The organism is Bradyrhizobium sp. BRP56, from assembly GCF_020194035.1.
In the GTDB taxonomy this organism is placed as follows: domain Bacteria; phylum Pseudomonadota; class Alphaproteobacteria; order Rhizobiales; family Xanthobacteraceae; genus Bradyrhizobium; species Bradyrhizobium australafricanum.
Map to the genome: position 1 here is coordinate 34,012 of NZ_JADYVV010000052.1, position 18,960 is coordinate 52,971.

An 18,960-nucleotide genomic window follows, 5' to 3' on the forward strand; every position below is an offset into this window, starting at 1 on the left:
CTGAGCGTAACCCGAAGCCGCGCGCAGGCAAAGCCGCAAGCGGTCGGTCGCTAGTGTCCCGAATCCGAAGTTCGCATCATTTGCCGCACCTTCGGAGCGAACTTCGGATTCGATAAGGACACTAGCAAACTTATGATTCTAGTGTGCTTTATGAATGCGAAGTTCGTGAAAGTGGCTGCCGCGAAATCGCACGAACTTCGCATTCAGCACACTAGATCAGCTTGAATGCGACAACAAAGCCCAGCACCAGCACGATCGCGCCGATCGCGACCCACAGGCCGAGCCGCTTCTCAAGCTCGGCGCGGATGAAATCGCCATAGCGGTTGAGCAGCACCGCGACGAAGAAGAAGCGGCCGCCACGCGCGACGATCGAGCACAGGATGAACAGCCAGATGTTGTAGCCGGCAAAGCCTGATGTGATCGTCACGAGCTTGTAGGGGATCGGCGTCAGTCCCTTCAGCAGGATGATCACGGCGCCCCATTCGGCGTAGGAGGCGCGGAACGCGTCGACCTTGTCGGAGAGGCCGTAGAGATGGATCAGCCACTGCCCGAGCGAGTCGTAGAGTAGTGCGCCGATCGCATAACCGAGCACGCCGCCGGCAACTGACGCTGCCGTGCAGACCGCGGCGAACCACCACGCCCGCTTCGGCCGCGCCAGCGACATCGGCAGCAGCATGATGTCGGGAGGGATCGGGAAGAAGGAGCTCTCAGCGAAGGCGACGGCCGCGAGAATCCACAGCGCATAGGGCTTGTCGGCCGCGTCGACGCACCAGTCGTAAATCCGTTTCAACATGGGCGCGATGAACCATCATGGAGCGGATTTGTCCATGCCGGGATTGAGCTGAATCTGGTTGATTTACGGCTACCGTTTGCGCAGCCGGTTCTCCAGCGCGACAATTCGGCGCCGAACCACCGGGACCGGCGCGGGTTTGGGCAGTTTGACCGGCGACTTCGGCAGCTTCTCGGCGATCCCGAGCAGCCGCTCGCGCCGCTCCATCTCGCGCCAGACATCCTCCGGCTTCACGCCGGCCGACGCCCAGAGAACGGCGAGATTGTAGAACAGGTCGGCGCTTTCGCGAATGACGGCATCCGACTTGCCGCTGACGGCGTCGATCACGACTTCGATCGCTTCCTCGGCGAGCTTCTTGGCCATCTTGGCCGGGCCGCGCTGGAACAGCCGTGCCGTGCGCGACGTAGCCGGATCAAGATCCTTGGCCGCGATCACCGCCTGGTAAAGCCGCTCGATCGAATCACTCATGCTTCGAGCCTAATCCAAACGCGTCGCCAGCGTGTTAACGGCGACGACGAAAAAATCCACCGGCCCGCGGCCGGTGGATTCAATCCTTTGTGACAGTTCTGAGAACCGCCGACGGCTGTCAGTACGGCTGATACGGCAGCTGCGACCGCCGCCCGTAATAGCCGCGGTAACCATAGTACGGTCCGCCGCCGTAATAGACCGGGCCGCCACCATAGTAGACGGGACCACCGTAGTAGCCCGGGCCACCATAGTAGCCGTAGGAGTCGTAATAGTCGCGGCGGCTCTGGGCTGCGGCGATCGCGAGACCCGTGCCGACGATCCCGGCGAACGCAGCCGCGGCCGCTGCGCCGCCACCGCCATAGTAGCGACGGCGGGCACTGATGTCGGTCGCGCCGCTCGTGCCTTGTGACGTCGTCACAGCGGTCGCCTTACCTGTCTGAGCAGAGCCTGCGAACGCCATCGTCGGCTCGACGGCCGTCAACGCCACCGCGGCAACCGTTGCCAATGTGGCTGCGCGGCCAATGGACGAAAAAACACCCTTTCGCGCAAACATTGCAGTCATCCTTTGTGGAAGCCGGCCCGACGGGCCTTGGTTAGCTAACCCACTGCCTCCAGATTAGGTTCCCCAAACCGAATGCAAGCTGAACGACCTGAGGTGAAAACATGGCAAGCCGAAGCCTGGCAGTCATCGACCGTTCACCTTGCCTGGGGCAAAATGCCTGCAAATAACGCTTGAAAATGACGCTTGCTCTGGCGCATTCGATGTCATGAAGCAGGCGCGCCGGCGCGGCACTTTGTCTCGCCTCCCGGATGTCATGATGCAGGTAAGTCGGACCACCGTTCTCCGCTGGATACTGGCCGGCATGATCGGCCTCACGGGGGGCGTGTGGCCGGTGTTGACGCCGCTGCGCGCCAGCGATCTGCCGCCGCCGCTCACGATCCAGTTCACGCTCGACCGTCCGCTTGATGCCGCCGCCGCGCCATTCGTGATGGCGTCGACCGGCGGCCTGTTCAGCGCCGAGGGCCTTGCGGTCGGCACCAACGTCGCGACCAGCTCGGCGGATGCCATCGCGCGCGTCGCCGACGGCTCGAGCGATTTCGCCCTCGTCGACATCAACTCGCTGATCCGCTTTCGCGACAAGCCTGGTGCTGCGCCCGTCAAGGCGGTGTTCGTGCTGTTCAACCAGGCGCCGTATGCGATCATCGCGCGCAAGAGCCGCGGCATCAGGACGCTGACCGACATGCAGGGCAAGAGCCTCGGCGTCGCCGAGGGCGATCTCTCGATCCGGCTATGGCCCGCGGTCGCGAAGCAGAACGGCATCAAGCTGTCGAGCGTGAAGCAGAGCACGATCAGCGCTGCGGTGCGCGAGCCGATGCTCTCCGCCGGCCAGGTCGATGCCGTTACCGGCTTCTCCTATCTCTCGGCGATCAATTTGCGCGATCGCGGCGTGCCCGCCGACGATCTCGCGGTGCTGCGCTTCGCCGACTATGGCTGCGAGGCCTACGGCTTTGCCGTGATCGTCAGCCCGCGCCTTGCCGCCGCGAAGCCGGATGCGGTGAAAGGATTCGTGCGCGCGGCGATCGGCGGCACCAACCTCGCGGTCAAGGATCCGGCCCGCGCCGCCGGCGAGGTCGCGAGCCGGATGGATGGCGGCTCGCGCGATCTGGAGCTGGAGCGGTTGAACGCCATCATCCGCGACAACATCCTGACCAGCGAGGTGAAGCGCGACGGCATCGGCGGCATCGAGGCGGAACGCTTCGAGCGCTCGGTCGACCAGCTCGCGGAGGACTTCAAATTCCAGAAGCGGCCGCACGCCGCCGACATCTTCGACGAGGCTTTCCTGCCGCCGATCGACGGCCGCCTGGTGAATTGAGAGCCGGCTCCGCTCTGCTCGTCATGCCCGGGCTTGACCCGGGCATCCACGCCTTCGATGACCGCATGCAAGAAAGACGTGGATGGCCGGGTCAAGCCCGGCCATGACGGAGTGCGATGCACCGCCGGCGGCTGGCCCTGCATCGCGAACCCTGATTAAATTGCATCCCGCCTGATCGGGCGCCCATCGCTGACGAGTGCCGCCGGCATGTCCATGCTTCGCCTCTATACCCGCGTCCTCGAACTGCTCGGCAAGGAGGCGCGGCTCGGCTGGATCCTGGCCATCGCCAACGTGCTGCTCGCCGGCGCGCAATTCGCCGAGCCGGTGCTGTTCGGCAAGATCGTCGACGTGCTGTCGGGCCGGCCGGTCACCGGGCTGTTCGCGACCTCCTCGGCATGGCCGCTGCTCGTCGCCTGGGCGGCGTTCGGCCTGTTCACGATCGGCTGCAGCGCGATCGTGGCGCTGCAGGCCGACCGGCTGGCGCACCGCCAGCGCCAGGCGGTGCTGACCGATTATTTCGAGCACATCCTGCAGCTGCCGCTGACCTTCCATTCCGGCACCCATTCCGGGCGGCTGATGAAGGTGATGCTGAACGGCACCGACGCGCTGTGGCGGCTCTGGCTCGGCTTCTTTCGCGAGCATTTCGCCGCGATCATGTCGCTGATCGTGCTGCTGCCGCTTTCGCTCTACATCAACTGGCGGCTGGCGGTCCTGCTGTTCGGGCTCTGCGTCGTGTTCACCGTGCTGACCACGCTGGTGGTGCGCAAGACCTACGGCATGCAGAGCGAGGTCGAGGCCTATTACAGCGACCTCTCGGCGCGCGCCTCGGACGCGCTCGGCAATGTCGCGCTGGTGCAGAGCTTCGTGCGGATCGATTCCGAGGTGCAGGGCCTGCGCTACGTCGCCGACAAGCTGCTCGCGGTGCAGATGCCGGTGCTGTCATGGTGGGCGCTGGTCACCGTGATCACGCGCGCCTCGACCACGATCACGGTGCTTGCGATCTTCACCGTCGGCATCGCGCTGCATAACCAGGACCTCACCACGGTCGGCGAGATCGTGATGTTCGTCTCGTTCGCCACCATGCTGATCCAGAAGCTCGAGCAGGTGGTCAGCTTCATCAACAACGTGTTCATGGAAGCGCCGCGCCTGCAGGAGTTCTTCGACGTGCTCGATGCGGTGCCTGCGGTGCGCGACCGGCCCGGCGCGGTCGATCCCGGACGGCTGTCCGGCCTCGTCGAGTTCGATGACGTCTCGTTCTCCTATGACGGCAAGCGGCCGGCGATCGAGGATCTCAGCTTCACCGCCCTGCCGGGCCAGACCATCGCGCTGGTCGGCTCGACCGGCGCCGGCAAGTCCACCGCGATCGCGCTGCTGCATCGCGCGTTCGATCCGCAATCGGGCATCATCAGGATCGACGGTATGGACATACGCGCGCTGAAGCTGACGGCGCTGCGGCGAAACATCGGCGTGGTGTTCCAGGAGGCGCTGCTGTTCAACCGCTCGCTCGCCGACAATCTGCGCGTCGGCAAGCCCGACGCGACCGATGAGGAGCTGCGCACCGCCGCGGCGCGCGCGCAGGCGCTGGATTTCATCGAGCGCAGCGAAAAGAAGTTCGATACCCATGCCGGCGAGCGCGGCCGCATGCTGTCCGGCGGCGAACGCCAGCGGCTGTCGATCGCGCGTGCGCTGCTGAAGGATCCGCCGATCCTGATCCTCGACGAGGCCACCAGCGCCCTCGACGCCGTCACCGAGGCCAAGGTGAATGCCGCTCTCGACGAAGTGATGAAGGGCCGTACGACCTTCGTGATCGCGCACCGCCTGTCCACCATCCGCCACGCCACCCGCATCCTGCTGTTCGACCAGGGACGGGTGATCGAAAGCGGAACTTTCGATGAACTGGTGGCGAAAGGTGGGCGTTTTGCCGAACTGGCGCGGGCCCAGTTTATGGTCCAGGAACAGGCGCGCGCCGGCATCGAGACACCATAATTCCTGCCTTTCCAATTGAGGCGGCTGCCGAAATTCAGCCGATTTCGTCCACGATATAATTCCCCGGCCTCTGTTCTCTGCTGGCAAGCCGGTATAGGGTTTGCATTGCCGCAATGCGGCGCCGGACACGCTTGAAACCCGTACGTCACAATCGCAAGACCTCCTTTTTTCAAGGCGGGTCTCAAAGGACCGGAACCGGATTCGTGCACCTTCCTCGCCCGTCATTGAAATGGATTCTGGCCGTCGCGATGTTCGCCGTCGCCGCGCCGCAAATGGTGCAAGCCGAGGCACTGCTGGTTGTCGAGGCCGATTCCGGAAAGGTGCTGCAGGCCGATAATGCGACGATGCCGTGGTACCCGGCTTCGCTCAGCAAGATGATGACGGCCTATGTGACGCTGAAGGCGGTCAAGGACGGCCGCGTCTCGCTCGACACGCTGCTCACGGTGTCGCCGACCGCGTCGTCGCAGTCGCCATCGAAGATGGGCTTCCGGCCCGGCACCCAGGTCACCGTCGACAACGCGCTGAAGATGATGCTGGTGAAGTCGGCCAACGACATGGCCGTGGTGCTGGCCGAGGGCATCGGCGGTTCGATTGACGGCTTTGCCGGGATGATGAACCAGACCGCGCAAAGGCTCGGCATGACGCAAACGAGCTACGTCAATCCGAACGGCCTGCCCGCCGACGGCCAGATCACCTCGGCGCGCGACATGGCGATCCTCGCCCGCGCCATCATCCGCGACCTGCCGGAATACGAGTATTTCGTCCACATCCCGTCGATCCGCTTCGGCCGCCGCATCACCCAGAACTTCAACAAGCTGATCGGCCGCTATCCCGGCGCCGACGGCTTCAAGACCGGCTTCATCTGCGCCTCCGGCTATAATCTCGTGGCGTCGGCGACGCGCGACGGCAAGCGGCTGATCGCCGTGGTGCTCGGCGCCTCCTCGGGCCGCATGCGCGCGATCCGCGCCGCGCAGCTCCTGGACCGCGGCTTTGCCAACAATGGGATGGCGTGGCTGCGGCCCTCGCTCGGCACCGTCGACAATCTGGTGCCGATCGATTCCACGCCGCCGAACCTGCGCGAGGAGATGTGCGGTCCCAAGCACAAGCGGCCCGCCAGCGACGAGGACGCCGAAGACACCGTCGCCAGCGCCGGAAGCTCCAGCACCAATGGCGACGGCGGCGTCAGCTTCTTCGCCTCGGGCCTGCAGGCTGCGATGCCGACCAAGCCGGCCGACATGCTGGCGCAGCCGGCCGCGGCCTCCGAGCCGGTCGTGGTTTATACGGGGCCGACCAAGACCGGTGCTGCGTTGATCGCCGCGGTCGAGGCCGACACCGAGAAGATGCAGCCGGTCAAGCGCGCCAAAGGCAAGCACAGCCGCGTCGCGGGCAAGAAGCCCGATGCGGCCGATGACGCGAAGGCCGACACCAAGGGCGCCTCCAAGTCGGATAGCAAGCCGGCGGCCAAGCCCGCGCGTCACGCCAACGCCAAGCCGGATGCCGCAGCTGCGAAGACGGCCGCGGCGGACAAGCCCGCCGCCGCAAAGCCTGCCGGCAAGCCGGCGGCGGCAAAGCCGGCTGCCAAGCCCAAGACTGCGGCCGACAAACCCAAGGCTGCCGACAAGCCGAAAGCCGACGCCAAGCCGGCCGGCTAGCACAGCGCCCGCCCGTCATTTCCGACCGTCATTTTCTCCAATGCGTCGATAACGCGCAGCGGCTTGCCATTGGCCGCGGCATCGCTCAATACTGCCTGAAATAACGCGGCCGAAGGTCGGAAAACCCGGAAGCAATCCGGGACATCAGCCAAATTTGAGAGAGGGGATTGACCATCATGGAGCGCATCTGGCTCAAGCATTATCCGGCCGGCGTGCCCGCGGATATCGACGTCACGCAATATTCGTCGCTGGTCGAATTGCTGGAAGAAAGCTTCAAGAAATTCGCCGATCGCAAGGCGTTCATCTGCATGGACAAGGCGATCACCTATCGCGAGCTCGACGGGATGTCGACGGCGCTCGGTGCCTACCTGCAGAACAAGGGCCTGCAGAAGGGCGCACGGGTCGCGCTGATGATGCCGAACGTGCTGCAATATCCGATCGCGACCGCCGCCGTGCTGCGCGCCGGCTTTGCCGTGGTCAACGTCAATCCGCTCTACACCCCGCGCGAGCTCGAGCACCAGCTCAAGGATTCCGGCGCCGAGGCGATCATCGTGCTGGAGAACTTTGCCACCACCGTGCAGAAGGTGCTTCCCAACACCGCGGTCAAGCACGTGATCGTCGGGAGCATGGGCGACCTGCTCGGCCTCAAGGGCGTGATCGTCAATCTGGTGGTGCGCCGGGTGAAGAAGATGGTGCCGGCCTGGTCGATTCCCGGCGCCGTCGGCTTCAACGAGGCGCTGTCAGCCGGCCGCGCCGCCAAGCTCAACAAACCGACGCTGACGCTCGATGACGTCGCCTTCCTGCAATATACCGGCGGCACCACCGGCGTCTCCAAGGGCGCGACCCTGCTCCACCGCAACATCCTGGCCAACGTGCTGCAGAACGACGCCTGGCTGCAGCCGGCGCTGGCGAAGCCGCCGATCGTCGAACAGATGGTCATCGTCTGCGCGCTGCCGCTCTATCACGTCTTCGCGCTCACCGCCTGCTATCTGCTGGGCATGCGGGCCGGCGGCACCAATCTGCTGATTCCGAATCCGCGCGACATGGCGGGCTTCGTCAAGGAGCTGTCGAAGTACCAGGTCAGCTTCTTCCCGGCGGTCAACACCCTCTACAATGGCCTGCTGAACACGCCCGGATTCGACAAGCTCGACTTCTCCAAGTTGAAGATCGCCAACGGCGGCGGCATGGCGACGCAAAGGCCGGTCGCCGAGAAATGGTTGAAGGTCACGGGCATCTCGTTGTCGGAAGGCTATGGCCTGTCGGAGACGTCGCCGACCCTGACGTGCAATCCTGCAACGATCGAGGAGTTCTCCGGGACGATCGGCCTTCCCGTCCCCTCGACCTGGCTCTCGATCCGCGACGATGACGGCAATGAATTGCCGATCGGCGAGGCCGGCGAAATCTGCGCCAAGGGCCCGCAGGTGATGGCGGGCTACTGGAACAGGCCGGACGAGACCGCGCGCGTGATGACCGCGGACGGTTATTTCCGCACCGGCGACATCGGCGTGATGGACGAGAAGGGCTACACCAAGATCGTCGATCGCAAGAAGGACATGATCCTGGTCTCCGGCTTCAACGTCTATCCGAACGAGATCGAGGAAGTGATCGCAAGCCATCCGGGCGTGCTCGAATGCGCCGTGATCGGCGTGCCCGATGCGAAGTCCGGCGAAGCGGTGAAGGCCTTCGTGGTCAAGAAGGACCCGAACATCACCGCCGAGGACATCATCAAGTTCAGCGCCACCCAGCTCACCGCCTACAAGGTGCCGAAGCAGATCGAGTTCAGGACCGACCTGCCGAAGACCAATGTCGGCAAGATCCTGCGCCGCGAGCTGCGCGACGAGAAGAAGGCCGCGGCCTAAGGCGTGAGTGGACTGACGTTCGATGTCTGACGCAAGCCTCGCGACGCCGGCTGACGTGCTTGGCTTCTGGCGGAATGCCGGCCGCGACCGCTGGTACAAGCACGACGACGCCTTCGATGCCGAGATCCGCAGCCGCTTCCTCGCCACCTGGCAGAAGGCGGCTGCCGGCGAATTGTCGTCATGGGAGGCGAGCGATGAGGGCGCGCTGGCGCTGACCATCGTGCTCGACCAGTTTCCGCGAAACCTGTTTCGAGGCGACGCCAGGACCTTTTCAAGCGATGCGCTGGCGCGTGAAGTGGCAAGGCGCGCCATCGACCGCGGCGTCGATGCGCGGACCGCCCCTGTGCTGCGCGAATTCCTCTATCTGCCGTTCGAGCATTCGGAGGACCTCGACGACCAGCAGCGCTGCGTGACGCTGTTCCGGCGATACGACTGCCATCCCGACAACCTGAAATACGCCGAGGACCACGCCGACATCATCCGCCGGTTCGGCCGCTTCCCGCACCGGAATCGCGTGCTGGGCCGGCAGACCACGGCCGAGGAGCAGGCCTTTCTCGACGCCGGCGGGTTTTCCGGCTGATGACGGAACGGTGACCGGAGCCTTTTCCGTTCCGATTGAATCGGAACGGGGCTCTAGATTCTTGTTTTGACGCGTTTTCTTCACGCGAACCGGTATCCACTTCGCTCGAAAACGCTCTCACCTCCGGCATTGCCGTTCTCGCAGCAGGCCGTATTGTGCCGTCCAATCGCCGGGTTTAAGACAGTTCCGCTTCACCGAGGGAGAACAACGATGACGATCAATGTTGGCGACAAGCTGCCGGAAGCCAAGTTTCGCGTGATGACCGCCGAGGGTCCGCAGGTCAAAACCACCGACGACATTTTCAAGGGCAAGAAGGTCGCCCTGTTCGCCGTGCCCGGCGCCTACACCGGCACCTGCCACAAGATGCATCTGCCGAGCATCTTCCTCAACGCCTATGCCATGAAGAACAAGGGCGTCGACACCATCGCGATCGTCTCGGTCAACGACGCCTTCGTGATGAACGCCTGGAAGCGCGACACCGACCAGCGCGACGAAGCCGTCTTCCTCGCCGACGGCAATGCCGACTTCGCCAAGGCGATCGGCATGGAGCTCGACGCCTCCGGCAACGGCCTCGGCATCCGCTCCAAGCGCTACTCGATGCTGGTCGAGGACGGCGTGGTGAAGAAGCTCAACCTCGAGCCCGCCCCGGGCAAGGTCGAGGTCTCCGGCGGCGACACGCTGCTCGCTCAGCTCTGAGCCGACGCTTCTTCCCTTCTCCCTTTGTGGGAGAAGGTGGCGCGGATGCAATCCGCGCCGGATGAGGGGTCTCTATCCGCGGAGACAGACCCCTCACCCGTCCGCGATGCTGCGCATCGCGTCCACCCTCTCCCACAAGGGGAGAAGGAAAGATCGCCGAAATTTAGGGAATCGTAGGATGGGTAGAGCGCAGCGAAACCCATCGCCTTCGTGCCGTGCATTGAGATGATGGGTTTCGCTTCGCTCTACCCATCCTACGCACCCGGCTCGCTGCGGCCCTAATTCTTCAACTTCGCCATCGCCACGCCCTCACGCGCCAGCTCGTCGGCGCGTTCGTTCTCAGTGTGGCCGGCGTGGCCCTTGATCCAGTGCCAGCGCACCTCATGCGGCTTCAGCGCGGCGTCGAGACGCTGCCACAGCTCGACATTCTTGACCGGCTTCTTGTCGGCGGTGCGCCAGCCGTTGCGCTTCCAGCCATGGATCCAGCCGGTGATGCCCTGGCGGACATACTGGCTGTCGGTGGTGAGATCGACCACGCAGGGCTTCTTCAACGCTTCCAGCGCCGAGATCGCCGCCATCAGCTCCATGCGGTTGTTGGTGGTGTGCGCCTCGCCGCCCTTCAATTCCTTCTCGACGTCGCCGAATCTGAGGATCGCGCCCCAGCCGCCCGGCCCCGGATTTCCGGAGCAGGCACCATCGGTGAAAACAGTCACATGCGGCTTTTCACTCACGCAGCGCACCCGGCCGGCGTGATGCCGTAATCGCGCAGGCTCGCGACATTCTGCTGGAAACGCAGCTTGCGGACATATTCCAGCGGGTCCTTCGGCTGCACCAGCGCGCCTTCGGGCACGTTGAGGAAATCGACCAGGCGCGTCAGCAGGAAGCGCATCGCGGCACCGCGCGCGAGCAGCGGCAGCGCGGCCTCTTCCGCCGCCGACAGCGGGCGCTCGCGACCATAGGCGTTGAGCAATGCGCGCGCCTTGGTGACGTTGAAGGAATGATCCGGCTCGAAGCACCAGGCGTTGAGGCAGATCGCGACGTCGTAGGCCAGGATGTCGTTGCAGGCGAACGGGAAGTCGATCAGGCCCGAGAGCCTGTCGCCCAGAAAAAACACGTTGTCGGGAAACAGGTCGGCATGGATGACGCCGACCGGCAGATCGGTCGGCCAGGCGGCTTCGAGATGATCGAGCTCGCGCGCGATGAAATCGTGCAGGCCCGGCTGCACGCTGTCGGCCCGCGCGGCGGCGAGATCGAACAGCGGCCGCCAGCCGGAGACCGACAGCGGATTGTTGCGGACCAGCGGAAAATCGCGGCCGGCAACGTGCATTTTGGCCAGCGCCTCGCCGACGCCGGAGCAATGCGCCACGTTCGGCCGCCGCGGCCACACGCCCTCGAGGAAGTTGATGATCGCGGCGGGCCGGCCGGCGAGCCGGCTAGTGACCTCGCCCTTGCGGTTGCGCGCCGGCTGCGGGCACGACACGCCGCGCTCGGCGAGATGGCCCATCAGCGACAGGAAATACGGCAGGTCGTCCTCCGCCACGCGCTTCTCATAGAGCGTGAGGATGTAGGCGCCCTGGCTGGTGTGCAGCAGGAAGTTCGAATTCTCGACGCCCTCGGCGATACCCTTGTAGGAGAGCAGTTCGCCGATGTCGTAGCTTTTGAGGAATTCCGCGAGGTCTTCGGCGGCAACGTCGGTGTAGACCGCCATATGGTCTATTCCGCCGCGGCAGCGTCAGGCCGTAGCGAACGCGGCAGCGGGAAGAACTCGTTCTCCTCCGCGGCCGAGACCGTCTCCACGTGCAGTTCGTAGCGCTCGGCGAAGGCGCCCATGATCTCCTCGACGATCACCTCCGGCGCGGAGGCGCCCGCGGTGATGCCGAGGCTCGTGATGCCTTCAAAGCGCTGCCAGTCGATGTCGCTGGCGCGCTGGGCGAGCACGGCGATCGGACACCCCTCGCGCTCGGCGACCTCGCGCAGGCGCTGCGAGTTCGACGAGTTCGGCGCGCCGACCACGATCAGGGCGTCGACCACCGGCGCCACCTTCTTGACCGCGAGCTGACGGTTGGTGGTCGCGTAGCAGATGTCTTCCTTGTGCGGACCATTGACGTTCGGGAAGCGCTGCTTGAGCAGCGTCACGATCTCCGCGGTGTCGTCGATCGACAGCGTGGTCTGGGTCACGAACGCGAGGTTGTTGGGGTCCTTCGGAACGAAGGTCTTGGCGTCCTCGGCGGTTTCGATCAGGGTCACGGCGCCCGCCGGCAGCTGCCCCAGCGTGCCGACCACCTCGGGGTGGTGGGAATGCCCGATCAGCAGGATCTCGCGGCCGCGCTTGAAATGGATCGCCGCCTCGCGGTGGACCTTGGTCACCAGCGGGCAGGTCGCGTCCAGCGAGAAGAAATTGCGGGATTTGGCCTCAGCAGGAACCGATTTCGGAACGCCGTGGGCCGAAAACACCACCGGCGCGTTGGTATCGTCGGGGATTTCGGCCAATTCCTCGACGAAAATGGCGCCTTTGGTCTTCAGGCTGTCGACCACATACTTGTTATGGACGATTTCGTGCCGGACATAGACCGGCGCACCATAAATGGTGAGGGCACGTTCGACCGTGTCGATGGCACGGACCACCCCGGCACAAAAGCCGCGGGGGGAACAAAGCACGATTCTAAGGTCGGGTTTTTTGGCTGACATCGGGCTGTCTCGGGGCAATCTCGGGACCGAATCACCCCTCGCCGGCGGGCGGGGAACGGCCAATTTGAGTAAGGACTTGGGACTGCTTTCGGGCGCTGTCAAGGCGATTTTGCTGGCCCATTGCGCCATTCCCCCCGGAGGGCTTATATAGGCCCTATAATTCCCGTCATCGCCGATGACTACCAGCTTCGCCTCGACAGAGGTGGGCGAAGCACAAAGGAGATTTGCCATGAGCAACGCACCGCTGATGCCGAAGGCGACTGCCGTGTGGTTGGTCGACAATACCGCCCTGACCTTCGATCAGGTGGCCGATTTTACCAAAATGCACCCCCTCGAGGTCCGCGCCATCGCCGACGGCGACGCCGCCCAGGGCATCAAGGGCATGGACCCGATTTCCAACGGCCAGCTGACCCGCGAGGAGATCGAGCGCGGCGAGCGCGACCAGAACTACCGCCTCAGGCTCCAGGAGAGCAAGGTGGTGCTGCCCTCCGCCGCCAAGAAGAAGGGCCCGCGCTACACCCCGGTGTCGCGCCGCCATGAGCGTCCGAGCGCGATCCTCTGGCTGGTGCGCAACCATCCCGAGCTGAAGGACGCCCAGATCATGCGTCTGGTCGGCACCACCAAGACCACGATCGCCAGCGTGCGCGACCGCACCCACTGGAACGCCTCGACCTTGACCCCGATGGACCCGGTGACGCTCGGCCTGTGCTCGCAGATCGAGCTCGATTTCGAGGTGCAGCGCGCCGCCAAGGAGAAGCCGACCACCACGGTCTACGGCGGCGCCACGCTGCTGCCGGCCTCCGAGACCACGCGCAAGGACGAGCTGGACGACCAGCCGATCGAGCGCCACGACGATCTCAACGTCGATGCCGTGTTCGCCAAGCTGAAGACGATCGGCGGCAAGAAGCCCGCCGACGAGGAAGAGTAAGCGCGGATCGCGCAACTCGAAGCGCAGAATACGAAACGCGGCAGGGCAACCTGCCGCGTTTTTGCTTGGAAGCGCATGCGATGGCGTGACGACGGCCGTCGGCGCGGCTCAATGCCGGTCGGGATTGTTCATCATGTATTCGCCGAGATCGCGCTGCCTTCGATCGGTGCGGGCTTCGGCGTTCTGGCGCTGCACGTCGCGGTTCTTGCGGCAGGCGACGTAATCAGGCGAGCCGACCGCCACCTTGCCGCCAGCCTGGCAGTACTGATCGTCGTCCCCCATGCTCTCAGCGATCGGCGATCGGCCGCGTTCGAGGCAGCCCGCAAGCAGCGGCAGCGCGAGCAGCAAGGCGAGAGGCGCGCGAGCGGAAATGGATCGCATCCGTGGGTCCGTATCTCATGGCATATGACAGGGAAGGCCGGGATGACCCGGCAATCCATCAAAATCAAGGCCGTTTTGCTTCCGAATGCGGAAGTCTTGTTCCACAGGTGCCGACCTCAGGCGCGGGAGATGCCAGCACTCCCTCGCCCCGCTCTTGCGGGGTCGAGACGAGCGCTGCTCGCTCTTAGAGGGTTGGGGTGAGGGGTCGCCTCCGCAGAATGAAGCAGCGAGCGCGCGGAGCCCCCCTCACCCGGATCGCATTGCCATGCGACCCGGCCTCTTCCCTCAAGCGGGGCGAGGCAACAAGAGCTACGCCTTCCCCTTCAGCGCCTCGCCGATCTCGTCGAGCACCTTCGGGTCCTCGATCGTCGCCGGCATGGTCCAGGGCTCGCCGTCGGCGATCTTCTTGATGGTGCCGCGCAGGATCTTACCGGAGCGGGTCTTCGGCAGCCGCGCCACCGTGATCGCGAGCTTGAACGCGGCGACCGGCCCGAGCTTGTCGCGCACCAGCGCCACGACGTCCTTCTCGACCTCGGCGGGCTGCTTGGTCACGCCGGCCTTCAGCACCAGGAAGCCGCACGGCACCTCGCCCTTGATCGCGTCCTTGACGCCGAGCACGGCGCATTCGGCGACATCGGGATGCGAAGCGAGGATCTCCTCCATGCCGCCGGTGGAGAGCCGGTGGCCGGCGACATTGATGATGTCGTCGGTGCGGCCCATCACCCAGACATAGCCGTCCTCATCCTTGTAGCCGGCATCCGAGGTCTTGTAGTAGCCGGGGAATTCCGAGAGATACGCGTCCCTGAAGCGATCGTCCTGCTGCCATAGCGTCGGCAGGCAGCCCGGCGGCATCGGCAGCTTGATGACGATCGAGCCCATCGTGCCAGCCGCCACCGGCTTCGCCGCCTCGTCGACGATGTCGACCTGATAGCCCGGCATCGGCACCGTGGGCGAGCCGTGCTTGACCGGCAGCTGGCCGAGCCCGACCGGATTGCCGGCGATGCACCAGCCGGTCTCGGTCTGCCACCAGTGGTCGATGACCGGCACCTTCAGCTGCTGCTCGGCCCACTCCACCGTCGGCGGATCGGCGCGCTCGCCGGCGAGGAACAGGGTGCGGAAGCTCGAGAGATCGTAATTCCGGATGAACTTGCCCTCGGGGTCCTCCTTCTTGATCGCGCGGAACGCGGTCGGCGCCGTGAAGAAGGCGACCGCCTTGTGCTCGCTGATCACGCGCCAGAACGCGCCGGCATCCGGCGTGCCGACCGGCTTGCCCTCATACATGATGGTGGTCGCGCCGTGGATCAGCGGGCCATAGACGATGTAGGAATGGCCGACCACCCAGCCGATGTCCGAGCCGCACCACCAGATCTCGCCGGGCTTCACGCCGTAGAGATTGTGCATCGACCATTTCAGCGCGACGAGGTGCCCGCCATTGTCGCGCACCACGCCCTTCGGAATTCCGGTCGTGCCCGACGTGTAGAGGATGTAGAGCGGATCGGTGGCGGCTACCGGCACGCACGGCGCGGCCTTGCCGGCGTCGAACGCGGCCTGGCGCAGCGTCGCCCAGTCATGGTCGCGGCCCGCGGCGAGCTCGCAAGCCTGCTGCGGCCGCTGCAGGATGATGCAGGTCTCGGGCTTGCTGCCGGCAAGGCGGATTGCCTCGTCGAGCAGCGGCTTGTATTGCACGATGCGCCCGGGCTCGATGCCGCAGCTCGCCGAGAAGATCAGCTTCGGCTTGGCATCATCTATACGGGTCGCGAGTTCCTTGGCCGCGAAGCCGCCGAACACCACGCTGTGCACCGCGCCGATCCGCGCGCAGGCGAGCATCGCGACGACAGCCTCCGGCACCATCGGCATGTAGAGGATGACGCGATCGCCCTTCGCCACGCCGAAATCCTGCATCACCGCAGCCAGCGTCTGCACCTCCTCCAACAATTCGGAATAGGTGAACTTAGTGATCGTGTTGGTGAGCGGCGAATCGTGGATCAGCGCGACTTGGCTGGCGCGGCCGCCGGCGACATGGCGATCCAGCGCGTTGTAGCAGGTGTTGACCACGGCGCCCGCGAACCAGCACCCATAGGCGCCCACGGAGGGATCGAAGACCTTCTTGGCCGGCTCGATCCAGTCGATCTCGCGCGCCGCTTCCGCCCAAAAGCCCTCGGGGTCCCGGAGCGAGCGGGCATACACCTCATGATACCGGCTCTTGCCTTGTATATTCATAGCGTCTCTCCCGGCTCATCTCTCGCGTCATGGCCGGGCTTGTCCCGGCCATCCACGTCTTTGGGGCGACAAAGCAAGACGTGGATGCCCGGCACAAGGCCGGGCATGACGAACCTGAAATGGCTAGCTCTTGTTAACGGCCATTGTCACGGGCCCGACCGATAATTCAAGCCGTAAACTGACCGACGTTAGCACTAGTGTCCCGAATCCGAAGTTCGCATCATTTGCCGCACCTTCGGAGCGAACTTCGGATTCGATAAGGACATTAGCAAACTTATGATTCTAGTGTGCTTTATGAATGCGAAGTTCGTGAAAGTGGTTGCCGCGAAATCGCACGAACTTCGCATTCAGCACACTAGTACCCGTCGACCCCATTGATCCGCTGCAGCCGCTCGCGCATCGCCTTTTCCAGGTCGTAGCCGGGCTTGCCGAAGTCGGCATTGCGGCGGGCGATGAACTGATCCTGCGCGCGCTGCAGCTCGCGCGCCTGGCGCGGATTCTGCGCCTCGCGCACCGTGCGGAACGTCGACGCGACGATCTCGCGGTCGAGGTCGGCAAGCGTGGGATTGGCGCAGATCGCCTTCTCGACGGCGCGGCGCGCCTTGCGGCAATCGAAGCTCGGCTTGCCGGCGACCGCCATCATGGCGCCGATCCGCTCCAGCTCCAGCGACAGCGATTTGTAGTTGGCCCTGGCGGCGGCGTGATTGGGGTCGAGCTTGACGGCAGCACCAAAATCCAGGATCGCCTTCGGCCGGTCGCCCTTGCGGCGCCACAGCTCGCCGCGCGCATTATGCGCATCTGCAAGCGATGGATCGAGCTTGAGCGCGGTGTCGTAGTCCGCGATCGCGCGGTCGATCGACTGCTTGCGGGCATAGGCGCCGGCCCGCGCCATCAGCGCCTTGACGCGATCGGGCCTCGTCGCCTTCTCATTGTCGATCAGCGCGCCGCAGACCTCGATGATCTTGTCGTCGTCGGCGGCCGCTGCCGCCGCGATGCAGGGGCCGGCATTGGCCTGCACATCCTCGCCCGGCTCGCTGCCGGTGGCGCGCGCAACGCCCGACATCAGCGCGCCCGACAGGCCGACACAGACCAGCATCGCGGCCAGATTTGCAGGTTTGTATCGCATCCCGATCGCCGACAAATCGTCCCTCTCCCGCGCCCGAACCGCCGGCCTCCGATGCCCGGCGGCGCGCCATTTGCCGCAAAACCACACGCTGGATTATACGTCAATTGCGACGATCGGCTGCATCGGGGGTTCGGCTTGCTCACATTCGAATGGATCATCGGGCTGTTGCTCGCGGCGGTGGCGCTATCGGCGCTGGCGCGGCGGATCAAGGTGCCCTACCCGACCTTCCTGGCGCTCGGCGGCGTGCTGCTGACGCTGCTGCCGTGGGCCCCGACCTGGGCGCTGGAACCGAAACTGGCGCTGGCGCTGTTCGTCGCACCCGTGCTGCTCGATGCCGCGTTCGATACCTCGCTGCGCGATCTCCGCAACAACTGGCTGCCGGTCTCGACGCTGGTGGTGGTCGCGGTCGGCGTCACCACGGCAGCGGTCGCGGTGGTCGCGCATTGGCTGCGCCCGGACATGCCATGGGCGGTTGCGATCGCACTCGGCGCCATCGTGGCGCCGCCGGACGCGGCCGCAGCCACCGCGATCCTGCGCCAGGTCAATCTGCCCTACCGGATCCAGAAGATCCTCGAAGGCGAAAGCCTGCTCAACGATGCCAGCGCGCTGTTGATCTATCGCGTCGCGGTCGGCCTCGTCGCCGCCGAGCACATGAAGATCCGCGAGTTCGTGCCGTCCATCACGATTGCGCTGGTCGGCAGCCTCGCCGCCGGCTTCCTGTTCGCGCAAGTCTGGATGATGATCACGCGTCGCATCACCGAGGCGCCGAGCGCGATCATCACGCAGTTCGGCGGCACTTTCATGGTGTGGATCATCGCCGAGCATCTCGGGCTGTCCGGCATCCTCACCATCATCGCCTATGCGATCACCATCTCGCGCACCGCGCCGGCCCGCACATCGGCGCGGCTGCGCGTGTCGTCCTACGCGGTCTGGGAAACCGTCGTGTTCGTGCTCAACGTGCTCGCCTTCATGCTGATCGGCCTGCAGTTGCGCCCGATCTGGTCCGGACTCGACGACGAGGTGCGGTGGAAATATTGCAGCTTTGCCGCCGCGATCCTCGCCGTCGTGATCCTCGCCCGCATCCTCTGGGTAATGCCCTACGGCGCGCTGCTGCGCACACTGAAGGCGCGCAACCTGCTGCCCGCCCATGTGGTGGACGCCGTGCCGACCTTGAAGCGCGGCTTCATCGTATCCTGGTGCGGCATGCGCGGCATCGTCACGCTGGCGGCGGCGTTTGCGCTGCCTGAATGGTTTCCGTATCGCGATCTGATCCTGCTGACGGCGTTTGCCGTGGTGCTCGGTTCGCTCGTGATCCAGGGACTGACGCTGCGGCCGTTGATCCTGGCGTTGAATTTCGCGGACGACGATCCGGTCGGACGCGAGGCGGCCCATGCCCGCGGCGTGGTGTTTCGCGCCGCGCTCGACGAGATCGACGCCGACCCGTCGGAAGAGGCCGAGATCCTGCGGCTCGAATATCGCGCCGTGCTGCTGCGCGCCGAGAATGATCCCGACGGCGGCCTGACCTCACGCGAGCTGCCGTCGGATCCGCTGCGCCGCCGCGCCATCGCCGCGGCACGTCAGGCATTGCTCAATCTGCGCCGCATCGAGGCGATCGGCGACGACGCATTCCATCTGGTCGAGGAAGAGCTCGACCGCGCCGAGCTCAGCGTGGAGGCCTAAAGCGCCATGAGGTTAGGATGAATAGCCGCCGC

Annotated in this window: 17 protein-coding genes; 8 read left to right on the forward strand and 9 right to left on the reverse strand. The window is 65.0% G+C overall.

What is annotated here, in order from left to right:
* Positions 1-211: 211 nt before the first annotated feature.
* The 3 genes from I6F38_RS30105 to I6F38_RS30115 form a co-directional block, all read right to left on the reverse strand.
* Positions 212-793: a YqaA family protein gene (locus tag I6F38_RS30105; RefSeq protein WP_092087930.1), complete on the reverse strand. Its 582-nt coding sequence runs from the start codon at positions 791-793 to the stop codon at positions 212-214.
* A 69-nt stretch (positions 794-862) separates the two neighbouring features.
* Positions 863-1,258 (reverse strand): phosphoribosyl-ATP diphosphatase, encoded by a 396-nt coding sequence (gene hisE, locus I6F38_RS30110; RefSeq protein ID WP_028342591.1) that lies wholly within the window; start codon positions 1,256-1,258, stop codon positions 863-865.
* 118 nt (positions 1,259-1,376) lie between these two features.
* The gene (locus I6F38_RS30115; protein ID WP_038386174.1) at positions 1,377-1,811 is read right to left on the reverse strand and encodes a hypothetical protein; all 435 of its coding nucleotides are present in this window, start codon (positions 1,809-1,811) and stop codon (positions 1,377-1,379) included.
* A 265-nt stretch (positions 1,812-2,076) separates the two neighbouring features.
* On the opposite strand from I6F38_RS30115, the gene I6F38_RS30120 reads away from it, so the two are divergent.
* From I6F38_RS30120 to I6F38_RS30145, 6 genes are all read left to right on the forward strand, one after another.
* Complete coding sequence (locus tag I6F38_RS30120; protein ID WP_225162972.1) at positions 2,077-3,132, forward strand: ABC transporter substrate-binding protein; 1,056 nt, start codon at positions 2,077-2,079, stop codon at positions 3,130-3,132.
* A gap of 207 nt (positions 3,133-3,339) precedes the next feature.
* Complete coding sequence (locus I6F38_RS30125) at positions 3,340-5,118, forward strand: glucan ABC transporter ATP-binding protein/ permease (protein ID WP_225162952.1); 1,779 nt, start codon at positions 3,340-3,342, stop codon at positions 5,116-5,118.
* A 248-nt stretch (positions 5,119-5,366) separates the two neighbouring features.
* Positions 5,367-6,770 (forward strand): D-alanyl-D-alanine carboxypeptidase family protein, encoded by a 1,404-nt coding sequence (locus I6F38_RS30130; RefSeq protein ID WP_225162973.1) that lies wholly within the window; start codon positions 5,367-5,369, stop codon positions 6,768-6,770.
* A gap of 176 nt (positions 6,771-6,946) precedes the next feature.
* Positions 6,947-8,629, forward strand: a complete 1,683-nt coding sequence (locus I6F38_RS30135; RefSeq protein ID WP_225162953.1) for a long-chain fatty acid--CoA ligase — start codon at positions 6,947-6,949, stop codon at positions 8,627-8,629.
* Positions 8,630-8,651: 22 nt separating this feature from the next.
* Positions 8,652-9,209, forward strand: a complete 558-nt coding sequence (locus I6F38_RS30140; protein WP_225162954.1) for a DUF924 family protein — start codon at positions 8,652-8,654, stop codon at positions 9,207-9,209.
* A gap of 210 nt (positions 9,210-9,419) precedes the next feature.
* Positions 9,420-9,905: a peroxiredoxin gene (locus I6F38_RS30145; RefSeq protein ID WP_225162955.1), complete on the forward strand. Its 486-nt coding sequence runs from the start codon at positions 9,420-9,422 to the stop codon at positions 9,903-9,905.
* A gap of 278 nt (positions 9,906-10,183) precedes the next feature.
* Here the strand turns inward: I6F38_RS30145 and rnhA are convergent, their stop codons facing one another.
* Genes rnhA through ispH form a run of 3 tightly spaced genes read right to left on the reverse strand, consistent with a single transcriptional unit; the run spans position 10,184 to position 12,593 of the window.
* Positions 10,184-10,636, reverse strand: coding sequence for a ribonuclease HI (gene rnhA, locus I6F38_RS30150; protein WP_225162956.1), 453 nt, complete (start codon positions 10,634-10,636; stop codon positions 10,184-10,186).
* Positions 10,633-11,613, reverse strand: coding sequence for a homoserine kinase (locus tag I6F38_RS30155; protein ID WP_225162957.1), 981 nt, complete (start codon positions 11,611-11,613; stop codon positions 10,633-10,635). The genes rnhA and I6F38_RS30155 overlap by 4 nt, the downstream gene beginning before the upstream one ends.
* Positions 11,614-11,618: 5 nt before the next feature.
* Positions 11,619-12,593 carry a 4-hydroxy-3-methylbut-2-enyl diphosphate reductase gene (ispH, locus tag I6F38_RS30160; RefSeq protein WP_225162958.1) on the reverse strand — a complete coding sequence of 325 codons (975 nt, stop codon included), beginning with the start codon at positions 12,591-12,593 and terminating at the stop codon, positions 11,619-11,621.
* A gap of 229 nt (positions 12,594-12,822) precedes the next feature.
* On the opposite strand from ispH, the gene I6F38_RS30165 reads away from it, so the two are divergent.
* Positions 12,823-13,521, forward strand: a complete 699-nt coding sequence (locus tag I6F38_RS30165) for a cell cycle transcriptional regulator TrcR (protein ID WP_076825203.1) — start codon at positions 12,823-12,825, stop codon at positions 13,519-13,521.
* A gap of 108 nt (positions 13,522-13,629) precedes the next feature.
* Here I6F38_RS30165 and I6F38_RS30170 read toward each other — a convergent pair whose 3' ends face one another.
* The 3 genes from I6F38_RS30170 to I6F38_RS30180 all read right to left on the reverse strand — a co-directional run bounded on the left by I6F38_RS30170 (position 13,630) and on the right by I6F38_RS30180 (position 17,248).
* The gene (locus I6F38_RS30170; protein ID WP_075969207.1) at positions 13,630-13,902 is read right to left on the reverse strand and encodes a hypothetical protein; all 273 of its coding nucleotides are present in this window, start codon (positions 13,900-13,902) and stop codon (positions 13,630-13,632) included.
* Positions 13,903-14,211: 309 nt separating this feature from the next.
* Positions 14,212-16,122, reverse strand: coding sequence for a propionyl-CoA synthetase (locus I6F38_RS30175; RefSeq protein WP_225162959.1), 1,911 nt, complete (start codon positions 16,120-16,122; stop codon positions 14,212-14,214).
* Between the two features lie 355 nt (positions 16,123-16,477).
* On the reverse strand, positions 16,478-17,248 hold the full coding sequence (locus tag I6F38_RS30180; RefSeq protein ID WP_225162960.1) for a tetratricopeptide repeat protein: 771 nt from the start codon (positions 17,246-17,248) through the stop codon (positions 16,478-16,480).
* Between the two features lie 135 nt (positions 17,249-17,383).
* Between I6F38_RS30180 and I6F38_RS30185 the strand changes: the two genes are divergently transcribed.
* Positions 17,384-18,928 (forward strand): sodium:proton antiporter, encoded by a 1,545-nt coding sequence (locus tag I6F38_RS30185; protein WP_076825207.1) that lies wholly within the window; start codon positions 17,384-17,386, stop codon positions 18,926-18,928.
* Positions 18,929-18,960: the final 32 nt, after the last annotated feature.

Excerpts from the sequence above, each read along its gene's own strand:
- ispH (WP_225162958.1), bottom strand. The coding sequence starts at position 12,593 with ATGTCAGCCAAAAAACCCGACCTTAGAATCGTGCTTTGTTCCCCCCGC.
- I6F38_RS30125 (WP_225162952.1), top strand. The coding sequence starts at position 3,340 with ATGTCCATGCTTCGCCTCTATACCCGCGTCCTCGAACTGCTCGGCAAG.
- I6F38_RS30115 (WP_038386174.1), bottom strand. The coding sequence starts at position 1,811 with ATGTTTGCGCGAAAGGGTGTTTTTTCGTCCATTGGCCGCGCAGCCACA.
- I6F38_RS30180 (WP_225162960.1), bottom strand. The coding sequence starts at position 17,248 with ATGCGATACAAACCTGCAAATCTGGCCGCGATGCTGGTCTGTGTCGGC.
- I6F38_RS30155 (WP_225162957.1), bottom strand. The coding sequence starts at position 11,613 with ATGGCGGTCTACACCGACGTTGCCGCCGAAGACCTCGCGGAATTCCTC.
- hisE (WP_028342591.1), bottom strand. The coding sequence starts at position 1,258 with ATGAGTGATTCGATCGAGCGGCTTTACCAGGCGGTGATCGCGGCCAAG.
- I6F38_RS30170 (WP_075969207.1), bottom strand. The coding sequence starts at position 13,902 with ATGCGATCCATTTCCGCTCGCGCGCCTCTCGCCTTGCTGCTCGCGCTG.
- I6F38_RS30135 (WP_225162953.1), top strand. The coding sequence starts at position 6,947 with ATGGAGCGCATCTGGCTCAAGCATTATCCGGCCGGCGTGCCCGCGGAT.
- I6F38_RS30165 (WP_076825203.1), top strand. The coding sequence starts at position 12,823 with ATGAGCAACGCACCGCTGATGCCGAAGGCGACTGCCGTGTGGTTGGTC.
- I6F38_RS30120 (WP_225162972.1), top strand. The coding sequence starts at position 2,077 with ATGCAGGTAAGTCGGACCACCGTTCTCCGCTGGATACTGGCCGGCATG.
- I6F38_RS30105 (WP_092087930.1), bottom strand. The coding sequence starts at position 793 with ATGTTGAAACGGATTTACGACTGGTGCGTCGACGCGGCCGACAAGCCC.
- I6F38_RS30175 (WP_225162959.1), bottom strand. The coding sequence starts at position 16,122 with ATGAATATACAAGGCAAGAGCCGGTATCATGAGGTGTATGCCCGCTCG.
- I6F38_RS30145 (WP_225162955.1), top strand. The coding sequence starts at position 9,420 with ATGACGATCAATGTTGGCGACAAGCTGCCGGAAGCCAAGTTTCGCGTG.
- I6F38_RS30140 (WP_225162954.1), top strand. The coding sequence starts at position 8,652 with ATGTCTGACGCAAGCCTCGCGACGCCGGCTGACGTGCTTGGCTTCTGG.
- I6F38_RS30130 (WP_225162973.1), top strand. The coding sequence starts at position 5,367 with ATGTTCGCCGTCGCCGCGCCGCAAATGGTGCAAGCCGAGGCACTGCTG.